This window comes from Tropicimonas omnivorans, assembly GCF_031846565.1.
In the GTDB taxonomy this organism is placed as follows: Bacteria; Pseudomonadota; Alphaproteobacteria; order Rhodobacterales; family Rhodobacteraceae; genus Tropicimonas_B; species Tropicimonas_B omnivorans.
Genome location: NZ_JAVRHL010000002.1, coordinates 446811 through 464849, shown reverse-complemented (window position 1 = coordinate 464849; position 18039 = coordinate 446811). Strand labels below are relative to the sequence as shown.

17 protein-coding genes are annotated in these 18039 nt (G+C 69.5%); 11 read left to right on the top strand and 6 right to left on the bottom strand.

Going from position 1 to position 18039, the window contains the following annotated elements; translation table 11 throughout:
* Positions 1-27: 27 nt before the first annotated feature.
* The 4 genes from RM543_RS07550 to RM543_RS07535 form a co-directional block, all read right to left on the bottom strand.
* Positions 28-984: a PfkB family carbohydrate kinase gene (locus RM543_RS07550; protein WP_311690280.1), complete on the bottom strand. Its 957-nt coding sequence runs from the start codon at positions 982-984 to the stop codon at positions 28-30.
* Positions 985-994: 10 nt separating this feature from the next.
* Positions 995-1285, bottom strand: coding sequence for a 50S ribosomal protein L28 (gene rpmB, locus RM543_RS07545; RefSeq protein WP_311690279.1), 291 nt, complete (start codon positions 1283-1285; stop codon positions 995-997).
* Positions 1286-1399: 114 nt separating this feature from the next.
* Complete coding sequence (meaB, locus tag RM543_RS07540; RefSeq protein WP_311690278.1) at positions 1400-2386, bottom strand: methylmalonyl Co-A mutase-associated GTPase MeaB; 987 nt, start codon at positions 2384-2386, stop codon at positions 1400-1402.
* A gap of 162 nt (positions 2387-2548) precedes the next feature.
* Complete coding sequence (locus RM543_RS07535) at positions 2549-3361, bottom strand: response regulator (protein WP_311690277.1); 813 nt, start codon at positions 3359-3361, stop codon at positions 2549-2551.
* Positions 3362-3490: 129 nt separating this feature from the next.
* Between RM543_RS07535 and RM543_RS07530 the strand changes: the two genes are divergently transcribed.
* The 7 genes from RM543_RS07530 to RM543_RS07500 all read left to right on the top strand — a co-directional run bounded on the left by RM543_RS07530 (position 3491) and on the right by RM543_RS07500 (position 9672).
* The gene (locus RM543_RS07530; RefSeq protein WP_311690276.1) at positions 3491-3688 is read left to right on the top strand and encodes a NepR family anti-sigma factor; all 198 of its coding nucleotides are present in this window, start codon (positions 3491-3493) and stop codon (positions 3686-3688) included.
* The gene (locus tag RM543_RS07525) at positions 3685-4257 is read left to right on the top strand and encodes an RNA polymerase sigma factor (protein WP_311690275.1); all 573 of its coding nucleotides are present in this window, start codon (positions 3685-3687) and stop codon (positions 4255-4257) included. Before RM543_RS07530 ends, RM543_RS07525 begins: the two co-directional genes overlap by 4 nt.
* Positions 4257-5987 (top strand): sensor histidine kinase, encoded by a 1731-nt coding sequence (locus RM543_RS07520; RefSeq protein WP_311690274.1) that lies wholly within the window; start codon positions 4257-4259, stop codon positions 5985-5987. Before RM543_RS07525 ends, RM543_RS07520 begins: the two co-directional genes overlap by 1 nt.
* A 1-nt stretch (position 5988) precedes the next feature.
* Entirely contained in the window at positions 5989-7575 is a 1587-nt protein-coding gene (locus RM543_RS07515) for a phospholipase D family protein (RefSeq protein ID WP_311690273.1), read from the top strand.
* A 125-nt stretch (positions 7576-7700) separates the two neighbouring features.
* Positions 7701-7904: a CsbD family protein gene (locus tag RM543_RS07510; protein ID WP_311690272.1), complete on the top strand. Its 204-nt coding sequence runs from the start codon at positions 7701-7703 to the stop codon at positions 7902-7904.
* An 83-nt stretch (positions 7905-7987) separates the two neighbouring features.
* A complete protein-coding gene (locus RM543_RS07505) occupies positions 7988-8962 on the top strand; it encodes an amidoligase family protein (RefSeq protein WP_311690271.1) in 975 nt (324 codons plus the stop codon).
* Positions 8959-9672, top strand: coding sequence for a gamma-glutamyl-gamma-aminobutyrate hydrolase family protein (locus tag RM543_RS07500; protein ID WP_311690270.1), 714 nt, complete (start codon positions 8959-8961; stop codon positions 9670-9672). The genes RM543_RS07505 and RM543_RS07500 overlap by 4 nt, the downstream gene beginning before the upstream one ends.
* A 4-nt stretch (positions 9673-9676) precedes the next feature.
* On the opposite strand, the gene hrpB is transcribed toward RM543_RS07500, so the two are convergent.
* Positions 9677-12100, bottom strand: a complete 2424-nt coding sequence (hrpB, locus tag RM543_RS07495) for an ATP-dependent helicase HrpB (protein ID WP_311690269.1) — start codon at positions 12098-12100, stop codon at positions 9677-9679.
* 144 nt (positions 12101-12244) lie between these two features.
* Here hrpB and RM543_RS07490 point away from each other — a divergent pair, with 144 nt between their 5' ends.
* Both RM543_RS07490 and RM543_RS07485 read left to right on the top strand, forming a co-directional pair.
* Positions 12245-12901, top strand: a complete 657-nt coding sequence (locus RM543_RS07490; RefSeq protein WP_311690268.1) for an ABC transporter ATP-binding protein — start codon at positions 12245-12247, stop codon at positions 12899-12901.
* Positions 12901-15291 carry an ABC transporter permease gene (locus RM543_RS07485; RefSeq protein ID WP_311691340.1) on the top strand — a complete coding sequence of 797 codons (2391 nt, stop codon included), beginning with the start codon at positions 12901-12903 and terminating at the stop codon, positions 15289-15291. Before RM543_RS07490 ends, RM543_RS07485 begins: the two co-directional genes overlap by 1 nt.
* Here RM543_RS07485 and RM543_RS07480 read toward each other — a convergent pair.
* A complete protein-coding gene (locus tag RM543_RS07480; RefSeq protein WP_311690267.1) occupies positions 15288-15743 on the bottom strand; it encodes a nucleoside deaminase in 456 nt (151 codons plus the stop codon). The two genes, RM543_RS07485 and RM543_RS07480, sit on opposite strands and share 4 nt — an antisense overlap.
* A gap of 88 nt (positions 15744-15831) precedes the next feature.
* Here RM543_RS07480 and RM543_RS07475 point away from each other — a divergent pair, with 88 nt between their 5' ends.
* A complete protein-coding gene (locus RM543_RS07475) occupies positions 15832-16773 on the top strand; it encodes a pseudouridine synthase (RefSeq protein WP_432280443.1) in 942 nt (313 codons plus the stop codon).
* A gap of 211 nt (positions 16774-16984) precedes the next feature.
* Complete coding sequence (locus tag RM543_RS07470; RefSeq protein WP_311690265.1) at positions 16985-18028, top strand: sensor histidine kinase; 1044 nt, start codon at positions 16985-16987, stop codon at positions 18026-18028.
* Positions 18029-18039 lie beyond the last annotated feature (11 nt).

Genomic DNA, 18039 nt, shown 5'->3' with positions numbered 1-18039 from the left:
GGCAGGTCTCGCTTGAAGGTCAGGGTATCAGGAAAGGAGAAGAGCGGGGTCGAGCCCGGCGACGGCGCCGTCCCGCTCGATGGTCAGGGCGCCGGCCCGTGCCCCGCAGGACAGTGCATCGCGAAGCGGCGCGCCGGCCGCAAGCCGCCAGAGCGTCGCCGTGATCGTCGCATCGCCCGCGCCGGTCGCATCGCGCATCTCGGCCGGAACGGGGGGAACGTGGAAGGCCCCATCGGGACCAGCGGCGGCGACCCCGCCAGCCCCGAGGAAGATGGCCGCGGCACCCGCGCCCCTCGCGCAGAGCGCCGCCGCCGCGTCCAGCGCCTCGCCCGGCGTCGTCGGCATGGCGGTTCCAAGAAGCGCCCCCGCCTCCTGCGCGTTGGCGAACAGCAGGGAAATACCGGACAGATCCACAGGAAGGCGCCCGGACTTCGCAACCGAGACGACATCGACCGCGAGCGGCGCTCCGCCCGCGAGCCGCCGCGCCATCAGCGCCCGGAGGCTTTCGGCGGGCAGGTTGCAATCGGCGAAGAGAAGCGCCGTGTCGCCGGGTTCGGGCGGCAGGCGATCCGGCGTCATGCAGTCGAGGACGCCCATCTCGGCGAAGGCCACCGCCATCTCGCCGTCCGGGTTCAGGACCGCCGTGTAGCTTGCCGTGGCCGCTCCCGGCTCCGCGCCCAGAAATCGAAGGCCGACGCCCGCTTCCGCAAGCCGCGCGCGCATCTCCGATCCGGAGGGATCGTCGCCGGTCAGGGACACCAGATCCACGCCCTGCCCCAGCCGCGCCAGTCCCTCGGCCACGTTGCGCGCGACGCCGCCCCAGCTGGTTCGCCCGGCCGCGATATTGGAGGTGTGGAGCTCCAGCGGGACGCCGAGCTGCAAAGTGCGGTCCTGAGCGGCGCCGCCGATGCAGAGGATCCGCGTCCCCGCGTGGCTCAAACGGAAAAAGCCCGGCGTCTCCGCCGGGCCGTTCTGGTCAGGCATCCAAAGCGCCTCAGGCTGCTTCGGTGTTTGCCTTGGCGATATCGCGCTTGATCTTCAGCGCCTTCGCCGACAGTTCGGGACCCTTCGCACGGGCGAGGAACGCATCGAGCCCACCGCGGTGGTCCACGGTCCGCAGCGCGGCGTTGGAGACCCGCAGGCGGAAGGACCGGCCCAGCGTGTCGGAGATCAGCGAGACATCCTGCAGGTTCGGCAGGAAGCGCCGCTTCGTCTTATTGTTGGCGTGGCTGACGTTGTTGCCAACCATGGGGCCTTTTCCGGTCAGTTCGCACACGCGCGACATAAGGGCGTCCTCGCAGATCGTCAGTTCAAGTAAATCGGGCGCCGCCCGGCCGGGATCGGCGGGGGCGCCCTGAAGAATTCAGTCCGCGCCTTCAACAGGACGGCGGCGACGGTGTCAAGCCCCATTGCCTCCTTCGCGCGCGAGGCGGTCCAGAAGACGCCGCGCCGCCGCGCCCGGCGTCTCGCGTCCCGCCGCGACGCGGGTCCCGGCATCCTCGAAAGCTGGCCCTGCATCGCGGGACAATCGGTCGAGGAGCCCCCGACGCACCTCCTCCTCGAACCAGCCTCGCGCCTGCGCCGCACGGGTGCGGGCCCAGTGGCCGCTCTCGCGGCGGAAGCGCTCCAGCGCCCGGATCTCGGCCCAGAGCTCGGCCAGTCCGACCTCTTCCAGCGCCGACACCGTCATCGCCTTGGGTATCCCCTCGGGATCGCCCGTCCGCCGTCGCAGAAGCCGCAGCGCACCGGCATAATCGGCGCAGGTCCGACGCGCGGCGGGCGCAAGGTCTCCGTCCGCCTTGTTGATCACGACGAGGTCCGCGATCTCCATGATTCCGCGTTTCACGCCCTGCAATTCGTCCCCGCCGCCGGGCGCCAGCAACAGCACGAAGATATCCGACATGCCGGCGACGGCGGTCTCGGACTGGCCCACGCCCACCGTTTCGATCAGGATGATATCGAAGCCCGCCGCCTCGCAGAGCGCCACGCTCTCCCGCGTGCGGCGCGCGACGCCTCCGAGTTCCCGGCCAGCCGGCGACGGGCGGATGAAGGCTCCGTCCTGACGCGACAGCTGCTCCATGCGGGACTTGTCGCCGAGGATCGATCCTCCGGACCGCGCCGACGTGGGATCGACCGCCAGCACGGCGACCCGCAAGCCCTCCCCGAGAAGCTGCATCCCGAGCGATTCGACGAATGTTGACTTGCCGACGCCGGGCGTGCCCGACAGCCCGATCCGGAGTGCCTCGCCCCGCCCGGACAGCTCTTCACCAAGGGTCAGGGCCGCCGCGCGATGATCGGCCCGCGCGCTTTCAACAAGGGTGATTCCGCGCGCCAGGGCCCGCCTCTCACCCGCCACGATCCGCGCTGCCAGGTCGGCGATCTCCATGGCTGTTGGCTCCTCGGCGCGCCCCTGCACAGCCTGCATCGCCCGCCCCCCGTCATCTTGTCCAGTCGGCGCCTGCAAAAAAAGGGGCCGCGAGGCTTGCGCCCGCGGCCCGCTCATCGGTTCTCGGCACCCCCCGCCGTTCGCGGGGTCCCGCAGCCCGCCTCAGGCGCGCAGCGTCTCGGTCGAGGAGAAGAACATCGCCTGGCTGATGGCCGAGCGAACCTGTTCCTCGTTGTAGGGCTTCGAGATCAGGAAGGCCGGCTCGGGGCGCTCGCCGGTCAGCAGACGCTCGGGGAACGCGGTGATGAAGATCACCGGGATCTCGCCGAAATGCGCCAGAAGATCGTTCACCGCATCGATGCCGGACGAGTTGTCCGCCAGTTGGATGTCCGCGAGGATAAGGTGCGGCTGATCGCTCTTGCCGAGCTCCACCGCACCCTGACGTGTCCGGGCGACGCCGGTGACCTTGTGGCCGAGATCGCTGACCATGCTCTCGAGATCCATGGCGATGATCGCCTCGTCCTCGATGACGAGGACCCGGCCGGACACGCTGTCGGCCATCTCCTGACGGGCACGCTCCACCAGCGCCTCCGCCTCGGAGCGATCGGCCTGCATGATCTGAGCCACTTCGTCGAAGCTGAACTCCTCGATCGTGTGCAGAAGCAGCGCCTCGCGTGTGTTCTCGGTCAGCTTGCCGAGGTGCCGCTGCGCCGCCGTCTCGAGGGTCGTCTCGCTATCCGCGACCGGCGAGCCGGAACTGGACCAGATCGAGTGGAACGTGCGGAACAGGGCGACCTTGGCGGACATTCCGGAATTGAAGTTGGACCGGTCGATCAACACGGCCTCGAGGGTAGCCGCTGCGTAAGCATCACCTGAAGACTGGTTGCCGGTCAGCGCCCGGGCGTAGCGGCGGAGATACGGAAGCTCGACGCCGATCGCCGATGTGATTTGCGAAGCGTCCTGACTGTCTGTCATTCTCGGATGGATCCCTCGAAAAATTGCCTGTTTATCGTCGGAACCGAACAGCATCGGGCCGGTTTCGGTTCCGTGTCTGCCGGGGTAGATAGGCCCCGGCGCCCGCGATCAACAGTAATTGGGATTGAAATGTCTGAGAAGAAGCGATCCGCCGCGGACCTGGACACGAACCTCCGGCGGGTTTTCCAGCAGAAGGTGGACGAGGACCTCCCCGATCGGTTCACATCCCTGCTCCAATCCCTCAGAGCACAGGACGAGGCCGCCGCGTCCGGCCCCTCCGCTGCCGGCGGACGCGACGCCCCCCCGGGCGAGGACGAGTCCGAGTGACGAAGGCATCCGGAACGCCAGCGACCGACCCCCGCGAGGAGATCGTCGAGCACCTGCCGGCGCTCCGCGCTTTCGCGTTCTCGCTGACGCGCAACTCCGCGGCGGCAGACGATCTCGTGCAGGACACCGTCGTCAAGGGCTGGTCGAACATCGACAAGTTCGAGGTCGGCACGAACATGCGGGCCTGGCTGTTCACGATCCTGCGCAACACCTTCTATTCGAACCGCCGGAAGATGCGGCGCGAGGTCGCCGATTCGGAGGGCACCTTCGCGGAGGGCCTCGCCGAGAAGCCCGCACATGACGGCCGCCTCCAGATGGCGGATTTTCAGCGCGTGTTCGCCAAGTTGCCGGACGAACAGCGCGAGGCGCTGATCCTCGTCGGCGCCTCCGGGTTCTCCTATGAGGAGGCCGCCGAGATGTGCGGCGTCGCCATCGGCACGATCAAGAGCCGCACCAATCGCGGCCGCGCCCGCCTCGCCGAACTCCTCGGCCTGGGGTCGGACGAGATCGGAATGACCGATAGCGCCACGATGGCGGTCCTGTCCCGCTCCTCGTCGAAGCCGCTCTGATGCCCAAGTCGACCCTCCCGTCACGCCTCTTCAGCGGGCTCGGCACGCGTCTCGTGATGCTGCTGTCGATCGCCCTGCTGCCGCTCGGCCTGATCGCCGTCTGGCAGACGCGCGAGGTGACGCGGTCGATCAGGGAGGTCGCCGAAGTCTCCGTTCTGGCGCTGACCGAACAGGCGGCCCTCGGAGAGCGGCGCCTGCTCTACTCCGCCATCGGCGCGGCCAGCGCGCTCGGCTCCGTCCTGCCGGAGATGTCGGACGATCCGGAGAGGTGCGAAACCTATCTCGGCAGCTTCGTCGAGGAATCGCGGCTCTACACCTATGTCGGCTTCCTGCCGCTCGACGGCCAGGTCACATGTTCCTCCCTCGGGGAAGCCCGCGACGTCACCGAGTCACCTCTCTACATCGCCCAGAGCGAAGATCCCCGGCTGCGGGTCGCTCCCCTCCGCAACGCCATCTTCAGCCGGGAGGACGTCGTGACCGTCAGCCTCCCGGTGCGCCGGGGCGACGAGCTGATCGGGTTCATCAACATCTCGATCCCCGACCGGGCGCTCCCCGAATCCGACGACGGCACGCTGACGGAGGTGCCGCTCAGCATGATCCTGTTCAATCGGGACGGGCAGGTGATCGCGGCGCGCGGTGACGTGGCCACCGCCGAGCAGCGCCTGCCGGCGAACTTCGCCCTGACCGATTTCGTCGGCCTCGGGCCTCTCGTGTTCTCGGGCGAGGACGGGCTCGGGCAGCAGCGCAGCTTCGCCATCACCCCGGTCGTTCCCGACGTCGCCTTCGCCATCGGAGCATGGAGTCCGTCGCAGTTTCAGCTCGAACGCCCCGCCCTCGCCTTCCCGCCCTGGCTCTTCCCGATCATGATGTGGATCGCCAGCCTCGTCGTCGCCTTCTTCGCCGTCCACCGCCTCGTGATCCGGCATGTCCGGTCCCTCGGCCAGCAGATGCGCCAGTTCGCCCGCAACCGCCGCCTCGTTCCAGGCGCCGGCGAATCTGAGATGGCGTTGGAGCTGTCGGAGATGGAGGACGATTTCCTGCAGATGGCCGACGCCCTGATCCAGGACGAGGCCGCTCTCGAAGATGCCGTTCACGAGAAGAACATCCTCCTCAAGGAGGTGCATCACCGGGTCAAGAACAACCTCCAGCTCATCTCCTCGATCATGAACATGCAGATCAGGAGAGCCCAGTCCCGCGAGACCAAGGCCATCCTGAAGCGTCTGCAGGAGCGGATCCTCGGCCTCGCGACCATCCATCGAAATCTCTACGAGACGCAGGACCTCGGGCGCACGGATGCCGGGCGACTCGTCAAGTCCATCGTCGAGCAGCTGACGTCGTCCGACGAGAAGCGCCGCCCGCTGGAGCTGGACGTGGAGCACATCGAGATGTTCCCCGATCAGGCCGTTCCCCTCTCCCTTCTGGTCGCCGAGGCAACCACGAACGCCACCAAGTACATGGGCACGCACGGCGAAGGCGGCGCGCATCCCACCTTCGAGGTCCGTCTCAACCGGCTGGAGGGCAAGTCCGTCCGTCTTCTGGTCCGCAATTCCATGGCCGCGCGAACGGAGGCCGATTACGGAGACGAGGGCGTGGGGCTCGGCAGCCAGCTGATGCAGGCCTTCGCCAGCCAGCTCGGCGCGGATATCGACATCGACATCTCGAATGGACTTTATACCGTGACAGCCGAATTCGACGTGGTGCACTTCAAGCCCGACACTCAGGATTATTGACGTGACGGAGACCGCGCTCCAGACGCGCGCCACCGCCGTCGAGGGCGCACCCGGCGATCCCCGGCGCCCGTTCGAGCTGCTGATCACCGCGGAGGAAGCGTATCCCGTCCTGGAGAGGTGCTTTCTCGAGGCGAAGGAGGAGATCCGCGCCGGCTTCCGCATCTTCGACACGACGACATTCCTGCGGGCGCCCGAATGCATCCAGATCGGCGAGACGTGGCGGGACCTGATCGTCCATACCCTCAATCGCGGCGTTCGGATCACGTTCGTGATCAGCGATTTCGACTGCGTCGCGCGGCCGAACCTGCACCGTCTGACCTGGCGCTCGATACGGCACCTCCACGAGATCGGCGCCCGCTCCGACCGGCCTGACCTCCTGACTGCCACCGCTGCACTTCATGCCGCGCAGGTCGGCCTTCTTCCGCGCACGATCTTCGCACCGAAGGTGCTGAGCGCGCTGAAGGAAATCTGCCGCGAACTGAACGAGATGGAACCCGAGGACCGGGAACGCCGGCTGACCGACATGCCCGGCATCCGTGCCCGGACGACGCTGGACAAGACCGGCAACCTCAGGCCGAAGGCCTGGCCGCCCTCGATCACGCCGGCCACGCATCATCAGAAGATCGCCGCCTTCGATCGCAAGGTCGCCTATATCGGCGGGCTCGACCTGAACGAACGCCGCTACGACACGCTGAGCCACAACCGCGCCGCCGAAGCGACCTGGCACGACGTGCAGGTCCGCATCGACGGCCCCGTCGCGGAGGAGGTCCACGACCATATCGGCCGCTTCCAGGCAGAGACGGCCGGGGCGCGACCGAAGGCCACGAAGCATCTTCTGCGCACGCTGTCGGCCAGGCGCCGGGTGGAATGGCCGCGCCTGTCGCCGCGAACCCGCTGCAAGGAGATCGCGGACCGGCATTTCGACGAGATCGACGCCAGCCACGACCTGATCTACCTCGAAAGCCAGTTCTTCCGGGATCGTCGCCTTGCCTACGCGCTCGCCAAGGCGGGAACGGATCGGACGGACCTGGCCCTCGTGATGACGCTGCCCGCCGCCCCCGAGGACGTTGCCTTCGAAGGCGCGAACGACCTTGATGCGCGGTTCGGTGAGGCTCTTCAGGCCGATTGCGTCGAGATCCTCCAGGACGCCTTCGGCGACCGCGTCTTCTTCGGCTGCCCGGCCCAGCTCCGCAGCGACGAACATGGCGGACGGGACACGATCTTCGGCGCGCCCCTGATCTACATCCACGCGAAGGTCTCCATCTTCGACGACCGCACCGCGATCGTCTCCTCCGCGAACCTGAACGGCCGCTCGATGCGGTGGGATACCGAGGCCGGCGTCGCGCTCGAAGGAAACGATGCGGCGAACGCGGTCAAGGCGCGCTGCATGGGCCACTGGCTTCCGCCCGGGGAGGACCACACGCCCTATCTTTCGGGCATGGATGCCCCGAAGCGCTGGAGGGAGCTGGCCGAGGCGAACCGTGCCGCGAAGCCGGAAGACCGGCGCTCGTTCATCCTGCCCTACACCCGGACCCCAGCCCGTGAATTCGGCCGCCACCTGCCGGGCGTGCCCGACGAGATGGTCTGAGGTGGGGGTAACCGGCGCTTGTCAGCCGATCCACCGGGACATTCTTCGCTCCAGTCGAGTCATCTCTGGAACGCCGGCCGGCCGGGCCGCGTTTTACATGCATAACTCGGATATAGGAGATCATCATGAACTGGGATCAAGTCAAAGGTAACTGGAAACAGGCCAAGGGCGCCGTGCGTCAGCAGTGGGGCGATCTCACCGACGACGAAGTCGAGCAGGCCGGCGGCGACCGCGAGCGGATGGAGGGTCTCCTCCAGGAGCGTTACGGCAAGTCCAAGGAAGAAGCGAAGGCGGAACTCGATCGCTTCGCGGCCGACTACAATCACTAACATCATCTGACGTGCGCGGGGGCCAGTTTGGGTCCCCGCGCGCTTCTCGCGAGACCACACAGATCGGCAGGGCATTGAAACGGATGGGCGATCCTGATCCGCGGACCGATTACCTGCCGCTCCCCTATCCGATGACGGACCGGGGCACGGTCCGAAAGGTCGGCGTCGAGATCGAGCTGAGCGGGCTGAACGAGGTTCGTGTCGCCCGTATCCTGCGCGATATCTGCGGAGGCACCATCGACCGGACGGGGGCTTATGAGCTCCGCCTCAGGGACAGCACCCTCGGGACGATCAAGGTCTACCTCGACACCGCCTACCGCGACCGTGTGACTTCCGAGATTGCCGATGTGGGGATGTCCATGGCCCGGGCCGTGGTTCCAGTCGAGCTCGTCTTTCCGCCCCTCCCGGCCTCATCCCTCGCAACTCTCGACGACATCCGGGAGGCTCTTCGCCGCGCCGGCGCGTCCGGTAGCCGGAACGGCCTCTTCCTGGGCTTCGGCGTACACTTCAACCCCGAGTGGCGCGCGCCGGAGTTGGCCGCGATCCTGCCTGTCCTCCGCGCCTTCGCCTTTCTCGAGGACTACCTGCGCGACACGGACCAGATCGATCCCGCGCGGCGTGTCCTGCCCTTCGTCGATCCCTATCCCCGACGCCTCGTCGATGCCCTTGCCGCTGATCCTCCCGGCTCGATCGAGGCGCTGATCGACCTTTACCTTTCCCTGACGCCCACCCGGAACCGCGCGCTCGATATGCTCCCAGCATTCAAGGAGCTCATGCCGGAAAAGGTGCGCGGCGGGATGGGCGGCGGTATTTCGGCCCGCCCGACCTTCCACTATCGCCTGCCCGATTGCCGGATCGACGAGGAGGGATGGACGCTGGCCTACGAATGGAATCGCTGGGTGCTCGTGGAGAATGTCGCGAGCCACCCGACGCTTCTGGGCACGCTGGCGGAGGACTGGAAAGCCCATCGCGCCTCCTGGATCACGTCGCGCTTCGACTGGCCGCGCATGGTCGCGAAGCGCCTCGCCGCCGCGGGACTGGTGGAGGAGCGCGCATGAAGCCCAGGATCGGCGTCACCGTCTCCAGGCGGTCGGGCTGGCGTATCTTCCCGCTCGTTGCCTTCAACATCTGGCTTGCCGGCGGAAAGGCGGTCAAATGGGTCACTGAAGCGGATGTCGATATCGACGCGGTGCACGGGGTCATCATCGGCGGAGGGGACGACATCTCCCCCGATCTCTACGGCGGCGAACTCGTCACGTCCGCCCGGCTGGACCCGGAGCGGGACGCTCTGGAGCAGAACATCGCCCGCATCGCCTTCGAGGACGGCACCCCCATCCTCGGGATCTGCCGCGGCAGCCAGATGCTGAACATCACGCTGGGCGGCACACTCAACCAGGACGCCTACAGCACGTACGAGTCCAAGAAGTATCGCACGATCCTGCCTCGCAAACGGGTCCTTCTGGAGCCGGAGCGGCGGCTCTCCACGATCTGCGGACCGCAGGAGATGCGTGTGAACGCGCTGCATTCGCAGGCGGTGGACACGCTTGGACAGGGGCTCGCGGTCGCCGCCCGGGACGACGGCGGAATGATCCAGGCCATCGAGCGGGTGCGCGATCCCTTCGCCGTCGGCGTCCAGTGGCATCCCGAACACCTTTTTTACGCCCGGCGTCAGCGCAGCATCTTCCGCGCCCTCGTGACCGCCGCGCGCGCCTACCGCGAGAGCCGCGACCAGCTCGCCCATGTCGATGCCGAGGGCATTTCCCCCTGACGGGTCAGGTCCGGCGCTTCGCCCGGAGCGTCGGATCAGACAGGCGCGGATCCTCGGGCCACGGGTGCCTCGGATAACGCGCGCGCATGTCCTTGCGCACATCGGCGTAGCTCGACGTCCAGAAGTTCGGCAAGTCCATCGTCGTCTGCACCGCGCGGCCGGCGGGAGACAGGAGGGTCACGCGAAGCGGTCGGCGCCGCGGACCGATCACCGGATGCTCGGTGACGCCGAAGAGTTCCTGCACCCGGACCTCGATCTCGGGGTGATCGCCCTCCCATTGGATCGGGACGAGGCGGCCGAGCGGGGTCTCCCAGACGGGCGGCATCTGGTCCTCCATACGCTTCATCGCCTCCCATCCGAGCCGGGCCTGAAGCGCATCGAACGTGTCGAGCTTGCGGATGTCGGCCGCGGTCCTGATGCCGGTGAGGTAGGGCAGCAGCCACTCCTCCGCCTCCGCCATCAGCGTCTCCTCCGACATGTCCGGCAGATCGCCGCCCTCCGCCCGAAAAAGCTCCGCCCGATCCCGCAGGCGCGCCGCGCGCGGCCGCCAGGGCAGACCGATGGTCCGGACCCCGTCCAGCGCCGCGCGCGCCACGTCCGCGGGGTCCGCATCCAGCTTCGTCTCGGACAGCACTAGCGCCCAGAGTCGCTCCTGCGTGACGGCCACGACCCTGCCCTCCCGCACCGACCAATAGGTCCGGTCCACCTCCTCGATCCGCTCCGCGAACAGCCGTCTCAGAGACGCCTCGGCAATCGGGACGGCCTGCCGGATCCTCGCCTCCCGCGTGTCACCGCCCAGATCGGTCGCGACGAGAAGCCGGGTTCCGGCGAGCGGGTCACCCGCCTCCATCGCCGCACCCTTGCCGCCCGAAAGCAGCCAGCGCGGCGCCTCGCCGGGCCGTCTGAGGCCGATCCGGTCGGGATAGGCGAGCGCGGCGGCCTCTTCGGGCGGAAGGTCATCGCCCTTCGGGGCCAGCTTCGAGAGCCGTTTCGTCTCCTCCTTGATGCGCATGAGCGGCCCGGTCAGGACCTCCGCCGCCACGTGCTCCCCCCGAACGGCCCGAAGCCGCGCCTTGAGATCCACCAGGGCGCCCTTCAGCGGATCCCGTTCGGAGAGGAGCGCGGCGAGCGGCGCGGCGGACCGGCCGGCGACGAGCAGCATGTGCGCCAGGCGTGGATGGAGCGGCAGGCGCGCCATGGCCCGCCCGTGCTCCGTCAGTCCGCCCTCCGCTTCCAGCGCGCCGAGGTCCGCGAGAAGCGCGCGCGCCTCGGCCAGGGCCGGCGCCGGCGGGGCGGTGAGGAACGGCAGGTCCGCCGCGTCCCGCGCCCCCCATAGCGCGAGGTCGAGCGCGAGGCCGGCAAGGTCCGCCGCCTCGATCTCGGCCGGGGGATGGGAGGCAAGCGAGCCCTCCTGACCCTTCGTCCAGAGCCTGTAGCAGATCCCCGGCCCAAGCCGCCCGGCCCGGCCGGTGCGCTGCTCCGCCTCGGCCCGTGTCACCCGCTCGGTGACGAGGCGGGACATGCCGGAGGCCGGATCGAACCGGGCCCGCCTGGACTTGCCGCCATCGACGACGCAGGCGATCCCCTCGATCGTGAGTGAAGTCTCGGCGATGGACGTGGCCAGAACGACCTTCCTCGCCCCCGCCCGGCACGGCGCGATGGCCGCGCGCTGCTCCGCGAAGGGCAGCGCCCCGAAGAGCGGCCGGATCTCGGTATCCGAGGGGACGGACAGGCGCCGGGCGACGCCGCGGATCTCCCCCTCGCCCGGCAGGAAGGCAAGGATGGAGCCGTCCGTCTGCGTCAATGCTTGCGCGACCAACTCCGCCATCGCCTCCTCGAAGCGCTTGCCCTTGGGAACCGGAGTGTCCAGGTGCCGCACGTCCACCGGAAAGGCCCGCCCCTCGGCCGTGATCACGGGCGCTCCGCCCATAAGCCCGGCCACCGGTCCCGCCTCCAGCGTGGCGGACATCGGCAGGATCACGAGGTCCTCCCGCAACGCTCCGCGCACTTCGAGACAGAGGGCGAGACCGAGATCGGCATTGAGGGACCGCTCGTGGAACTCATCGAAGATCACCGCGCCGACGCCGTCCAGCCCGGGATCCGATTGCAGCCGGCGGGTCAGGACACCCTCGGTCACGACCTCGATCCGCGTCGCATCCGACACCTTCGCCTCGCCCCGGATCCGGTAGCCGACGCGCTCGCCGACCTTCTCGCCGAGCGCGCCCGCCATGCGCTCCGCCGCCGCGCGGGCGGCGAGGCGGCGCGGCTCCAGCATGACGATCCGTCCCTGCACCAGCTTCGCCTCCATGATCGCCAGCGGCACCCGCGTCGTCTTCCCCGCACCCGGAGGCGCCTGAAGCACGGCCTGTCCCTCCCGGCGAAGGGCATCGAGAAGGTCGGGGAGAACGGCATCTATCGGCAAGGTCATGACGCCTACCTGCCTGAGGCGGGTGGCCGGGTCGAGGGGGAGGGGCGGGGCGCAGGAGATGGCGTCCGCCCTGCCCGGCCAGCCCGCGCGCCGCGGCCTCCCGTCGCCTAGGCGTGCCGCTCCCTCGTGCTATCTGACGCCGCAATGCTCATCGAAGCCAATCAGATCGAGAAATCCTTCGGCACGGGGGAGGCGCGACGGACGGTCCTGTCGGGCGTGTCCCTGTCTCTCGCCTCCGGGGAAACGCTTGCCCTCACCGGCGAGTCCGGCAGCGGCAAGAGCACCCTCTTGAACATTTTCGGTGCCCTGGAGCCCGCGGACGGGGGCAATCTGCGCATCGCGGGCACGGACCTCGCCGGCCTCGGGGATACCGCCCGGGCGCGCCTGAGGCGCGACCGGATTGGCCTCGTCTTCCAGCAGTTCAACCTCGTCCCCTCCCTGACCGTCGCGGGCAACCTGTCGCTTCAGGCCCGTCTCGCGGGACGTCAGGACAAAGGTTGGGAGCAGCACCTCGCGGGCCAGCTCGGCCTGACCGATCACCTGTCGCGCTATCCCGACCAGCTCTCCGGCGGGCAGCAGCAGCGTGTCGCCATCGGGCGGGCGCTCGCCTCCCGCCCGGCCCTCGTCCTTGCTGACGAACCGACCGGGAACCTCGACGAGGAGACCGCGGACAGGGTCATGACCCTCCTCACGGACCTCGCCGCCGAGAGCGGTTCGGGCCTCGTCATGGCGACACATTCGGAGCGCCACGCCGCCCGTCTTGCCCGGCGCGCGCATCTCAAGCTCGGACGCCTCAGGTGATCCGGGCCGCGCTTCTTACCCTCCTGTCGCACTGGCGACGCCATCCGGGGCAACTCGCCGCGCTCCTTCTCGGGCTGGTCATGGCGACCGCGCTCTTCTGTGCCGTGCAGGCGATCAACGCCGAAGCGCGGGCGAGCTACGCAAGCGCCTCCGCCCGCCTCGGCGCAGGGGCCCTGCCCTCCATCTCCGGCCCCGGCGGCGGACCGGTGCCGGTGGAGACCTACGCAGCCCTCCGCCGGGCCGGCTGGCCGGTCACCCCGGTCATCGAAGGCGTCGTGCAGGCAGGCGAGGACAGCATCCGTCTCCTCGGCATCGAGCCGCTGACCGCACCGGGGGACATGCTGCCTGCGGGCGAGACCGGGAATGACGGGCTGGGTCTCATCTCAGGTGCCTCCCTCGTCCTCTCTGCGCCAGATGTCGCGGACGCGGCACGGTCCCTGAACGGGATCGACGAGGTACGCGAAGCCAGCTCGCTTCCTCCTGGCGAGATCGTCGCGGACATCTCCGTCGCCGCGCGGCTCCTTGGGGCCGGCACCTCCGTCAGCCGCCTCCTCCTGACCGGCCCGGCGCCGGGTCCGCTTGGCGAGGCCGCGCCCGGTCTCATCCTCAGCCGCCCCACGACCGGCGACGATCTCGCACGGCTGACCGACAGTTTTCACCTCAACCTCACCGCCTTCGGCCTGCTGGCCTTCGCGGTCGGGCTCTTCATCGTCCACGGCACGCTCTCTCTCGCCTTCGAGCAGCGGCGGGCGATGCTGCGCACGCTGCGCGCGCTCGGGCTGCCGCTTCGCACCGCGCTGGCGCTCATGCTCGGCGAGACGCTCGCCCTCGCCCTCGTCGCGGGTGCGGCGGGCGTTGCGGCCGGCTACCTCGTCGCCGGCGTGCTCCTGCCGGATGTCGCGGCGACCCTTGGCGGGCTCTACGGCGCCGAGGTTCCGGGCACCCTCGCCTTCCGTCCCGGCTGGGCGCTGGGCGGGCTGGCGCTGGCGGGCTTCGGCACGTCCCTTGCCGCGGCGTCCGGCCTCGCGGGTCTTGCCCGGATGCCGCTCCTGCAGGGCGCCGTCCCGCGCGCCTGGGTCAGGGGCGGCACGGGCGCGCTCGCCATGCAGGCGGCGGCGGGCGGTCTTCTCATGCTTGCCGGGTTCGCCGCGGTGCAGTGGGGACAGAGCCTGACTTCGGGGTTCATCTTTCTCGGAGGACTGCTTCTCGGTGCGGCGCTGATCCTGCCGGCCGCCCTGGCCCTGATCCTCGCCGGCGCGCGGCGGCTGGCGCGGGGACCGGTGTCCGAATGGTTCTGGGCCGATACGGGACTTCAGGCGCGGGGGCTGTCGCTCGCGATGATGGCGCTCCTTCTTGCTGTGGCGGCCAATGTCGGGGTCTCGACCATGGTCGGCTCCTTCCGGCAGACCTTCACAGGCTGGCTCGATCAGCGCCTCGCTGCGGAGCTCTACGTCGCGGCCGAGACCGAGGCGGAGGCGACGCGGCTCGCCGCGTGGCTGGAGGGGCGCGCCGACGCCGTCCTGCCGATCCGCTCGGCCGAGGCGGAGCTCGGCGGCGCACCGGGCGCGATCAGCGGCGTGGTGGACGACCCTACCTACCGGGAGAACTGGCCGCTTCTCGCCGAATCGCCGGGGGCGTGGGACAGGCTGGCGGCGGGCGAGGCCGCGCTGGTCAACGAGCAGCTGGCGCGGCGCACCGGCCTCTCCGTCGGCGATCCCGTGGCGCTCGGGCCGGACTGGAGCCTGCCGATCGCGGGAATCTACTCCGATTACGGCAATCCCTCCGGCGAGGCGATGGTGTCGCTGCCGCTGCTGGAGGCCCGCCGCGCCGGAGCGGTGACCGGCCTGCGCTTCGGGGTCCGCACGCCCGAGGCGGAGGCGCTTGTGGCGGAGCTTCGGGAGTTCGGCCTGCCCCCGTCCCGGATCACTCGGCAGGAGGAGATCAAGGCCGCCTCCCTCCGCATCTTCGAGCGGACCTTCGCGGTGACCGGCGCGCTTGGCGTCCTCACCCTCGGCGTGGCCGGCTTCGCGATCCTGACGGGGCTTCTGACGCTCGCGACCATGCGCCTGCCGCAGCTCGCGCCCGTGTGGGCGCTCGGCCTCGGCCGGCGGCGGCTGGCGATACTGGAGCTGGTGCGCGCGGCGCTCCTCGCCGGGATCACCTTCGTCCTCGCCCTGCCACTCGGCCTTGCCCTCGCCTGGGCTCTGCTTGCGTTGGTCAACGTGGCGGCGTTCGGCTGGCGGCTGCCGATGGACATCTTCCCCGGGCAATGGCTCTGGCTTCTCGTCTCGACGCTCGCCGCCGCGCTGATCGCCGCGGCGATCCCTGCCCGGAAGCTCTGGACCGCGCCGCCCGCGCGGCTCCTCGCGACCTTCTCGGCCGAGCGCTAGCCCCGCCGGGCGGCGAAGAAATCCTTGAGGAGCCGGGCCGCCTCCCGCTCCCCCACGCCGTCGATCACCTCCGGGACGTGATGCGCCTGCGGGTGGGAGAAAATGCGCGGGCCCTGCGCGATGCCACCGGACTTGGGGTCGGAGGCGCCGTAGATCAGGCGTGCAATGCGCGCGGCCGAGATCGCCGCGGCGCAGATCGGGCACGGCTCCAGCGTAACGTAGAGAACATGGCCCGGGAGCCTGTCGGATCCGGCGGCGGCGCAGGCGGCGCGCAGGACGAGGATCTCCGCATGAGCGGTGGGATCGGACCGCTCCCGGGTGCGGTTGCCGTCCTGCGCCACCACGCGGCCCGCGGGATCGAGCAGCACGGCGCCGACCGGCACCTCGCCGCGCAAGGCGGCGGCTTCCGCCTCCCGGAGGGCGATGTCCATATGCGGGGCGAAGCGGCTCATCCTGCGACGCGCGGTAGCCGAGGTCTCGCAGCCTCCGCAAGCGTCATGGCGATTGCGTAGTCTGGCGCCCTCCCCTATGGCCGGAGCCATGACCGACAGCCCCACCCCCGCCGGCGAGCGCATCGCCAAGGTGATCGCCCGCTCGGGCCGTGCCAGCCGCCGCGAAGCCGAACGGCTGATCGAGGCCGGGCTCGTGTCCGTCAACGGCAAACGCATCGACAGTCCCGCGCTGAACGTGACCTCCGCTGACCGGATCGTCGTGGAGGGCAAGGCGCTCGAGGCGGCCGAACCGCCCCGGGTCTGGCTCTATCACAAGCCCGCCGGCCTCGTGACGACGGAGCGGGACGAAAAGGGTCGCGAGACCGTGTTCGACGCGCTCCCCGAGACCATGCCCCGGGTGATGAGCATCGGCCGGCTCGATCTCAACTCCGAAGGCCTGCTTCTTCTCACCAATGACGGCGCGATCAAGCGGCGGCTCGAACTGCCCTCCACGGGCTGGCTCAGGCGCTACCGGGTGCGGGTGAACGGCGCGCCGGGCGAGGCGGCGATGGCCGAACTCCGCGCCGGAATCGAGGTGGACGGCGAGCGCTTCCAGCCGATGAGCGTGACTCTCGACCGGCAGCAGGGCGCCAATGCGTGGCTGACCGTGGGCCTCCGCGAGGGACGGAACCGGGAAATCCGGCGCGCCGCCGAGGCGGTCGGCCTCGTCGTCAACCGGCTGATCCGGGTCAGCTACGGGCCGTTCCAACTGGGCCAGCTCAAGCGTGGCGAGGTGTCCGAGGTGAAGGGCAGGATCCTGCGCGATCAGCTCGGCATGGCTCCCGAGGATGTTCCGGAGGGCGCCCCTGTGAAGAAGGGACGCGGTCCCGCCGCCTCATCGCCCGCAAGGGACGCTCGCCCGGCAAGCGCCGGCGCGTCCGGGAAGAAGATTCGTCCGGCGGGCCGGGATGCACCCGAAAAGCCGGGCCGCGCGCCGCGCCGGATCTCCGGTGGAGGCTCGAAGCCCGGTCGCCCTCCCCGTTCGCGCTGAGGAGCACGCCGTCATTCGGGCGAAGAGGCCGCGCATCCTTCCAGTGATGTCATGCTCGTTAACCTGGTTTAACGGGGCGCATGTCTTGAAAGCTTGATTGCGGGGCACGTTGCTGGACGAATGGACCGGACGCTACAGGGCGTCTGTGCCCCCCCCGTTCCGACCGGCGAGGACTTCACATGCGCGCGCACCGCAACGAGACCGGACGACCATGATCGTCGATGCCCCCGAGGGCATCACCTCCGCCATGCTCGGGCGTCTCTATGTCGACGCCGAAGTCGGAATTTGCCTTTGCCGCCTCCTTCGGGACGATTCGGGGCGCGTCTCCGGCCTCACGGTCATCGACGGCAATCCCGTCTTCGTCGCGCTGGCCGAACGCGCGCCCCGGACCGCGGATGACGCGCTCGGCTTCCCCAGCGTCGAGGGGGATTCCCTGGAGCTCTACGCGTCCGCGGCGTCTGGCCTTCGGCAGTCCTTCACCGGCTACGCGCCGGAGCTGTCAGAGTGGCTGCGCGTCACGGCTGTCCCCGCGGGTCCGGCCGATCACGTCATCCTCATGATCCGCGACGTAACCCCGGAACGGCGGGCGGCGGACGCGCTCAGGGGTGAGTTGTATCACGCCGAAACGCGCCTCACGGACCTGAACCACCGGATGATGAACTCGCTGTCGATGATCGCCTCGATCATCGCGATGGAGAAGCGCGCCCGGGCGGAGGGGGCCGGCCTGCAGGTTCTGGAGCGGATCGAGGGGCGGGTGCGCGCGGTGGCCGATCTCTGCCGGATCCTGCTCACGAGCGGTGACGCGCCTGAAATCCAGGCCGACGATTACCTCGCGCGGGTCATCGCCTCGGCCTCCGACTCCATCGGCTCCCGCGACGGGATCGAGCTGGACACCGACCTCGCCCCCCTGATCCACAGCTCGCATACCGTCACGCTCCTCGGCCTCATCGCCAACGAGCTCCTCACCAACGCCTTCAAGTATGCCTTCGCGGAAGGCGACCGGGGGCGCATCTCGGTGCGGCTCTTAGCCGAGGACGGAAAGACCGTCCTGATCGTCTCGGACGACGGACGCGGGATGCACCGGACCGGCAGCGGAAACGCGGACGGCGAGCAGAGCGGCGGGATCGGCCACCGCATCGTCCGCGCCTTCGTGAGCCAGCTCGGCGGTGAGGTCGTGACCGACAGCGCAAGGACCGGCACCTGCATCACCGTCCGCATCGAGGGGGCCGGCAAGCCAGCTTCGCCGCCCGCCTGATCCCGGCCTCC

Excerpts from the sequence above, each read along its gene's own strand:
- RM543_RS07530 (WP_311690276.1), top strand. The coding sequence starts at position 3,491 with ATGTCTGAGAAGAAGCGATCCGCCGCGGACCTGGACACGAACCTCCGG.
- RM543_RS07550 (WP_311690280.1), bottom strand. The coding sequence starts at position 984 with ATGCCTGACCAGAACGGCCCGGCGGAGACGCCGGGCTTTTTCCGTTTG.
- RM543_RS07535 (WP_311690277.1), bottom strand. The coding sequence starts at position 3,361 with ATGACAGACAGTCAGGACGCTTCGCAAATCACATCGGCGATCGGCGTC.
- RM543_RS07505 (WP_311690271.1), top strand. The coding sequence starts at position 7,988 with ATGGGCGATCCTGATCCGCGGACCGATTACCTGCCGCTCCCCTATCCG.
- meaB (WP_311690278.1), bottom strand. The coding sequence starts at position 2,386 with ATGGAGATCGCCGACCTGGCAGCGCGGATCGTGGCGGGTGAGAGGCGG.
- RM543_RS07470 (WP_311690265.1), top strand. The coding sequence starts at position 16,985 with ATGATCGTCGATGCCCCCGAGGGCATCACCTCCGCCATGCTCGGGCGT.
- RM543_RS07490 (WP_311690268.1), top strand. The coding sequence starts at position 12,245 with ATGCTCATCGAAGCCAATCAGATCGAGAAATCCTTCGGCACGGGGGAG.
- rpmB (WP_311690279.1), bottom strand. The coding sequence starts at position 1,285 with ATGTCGCGCGTGTGCGAACTGACCGGAAAAGGCCCCATGGTTGGCAAC.
- RM543_RS07510 (WP_311690272.1), top strand. The coding sequence starts at position 7,701 with ATGAACTGGGATCAAGTCAAAGGTAACTGGAAACAGGCCAAGGGCGCC.
- hrpB (WP_311690269.1), bottom strand. The coding sequence starts at position 12,100 with ATGACCTTGCCGATAGATGCCGTTCTCCCCGACCTTCTCGATGCCCTT.
- RM543_RS07480 (WP_311690267.1), bottom strand. The coding sequence starts at position 15,743 with ATGAGCCGCTTCGCCCCGCATATGGACATCGCCCTCCGGGAGGCGGAA.
- RM543_RS07500 (WP_311690270.1), top strand. The coding sequence starts at position 8,959 with ATGAAGCCCAGGATCGGCGTCACCGTCTCCAGGCGGTCGGGCTGGCGT.
- RM543_RS07475 (WP_432280443.1), top strand. The coding sequence starts at position 15,832 with ATGACCGACAGCCCCACCCCCGCCGGCGAGCGCATCGCCAAGGTGATC.
- RM543_RS07520 (WP_311690274.1), top strand. The coding sequence starts at position 4,257 with ATGCCCAAGTCGACCCTCCCGTCACGCCTCTTCAGCGGGCTCGGCACG.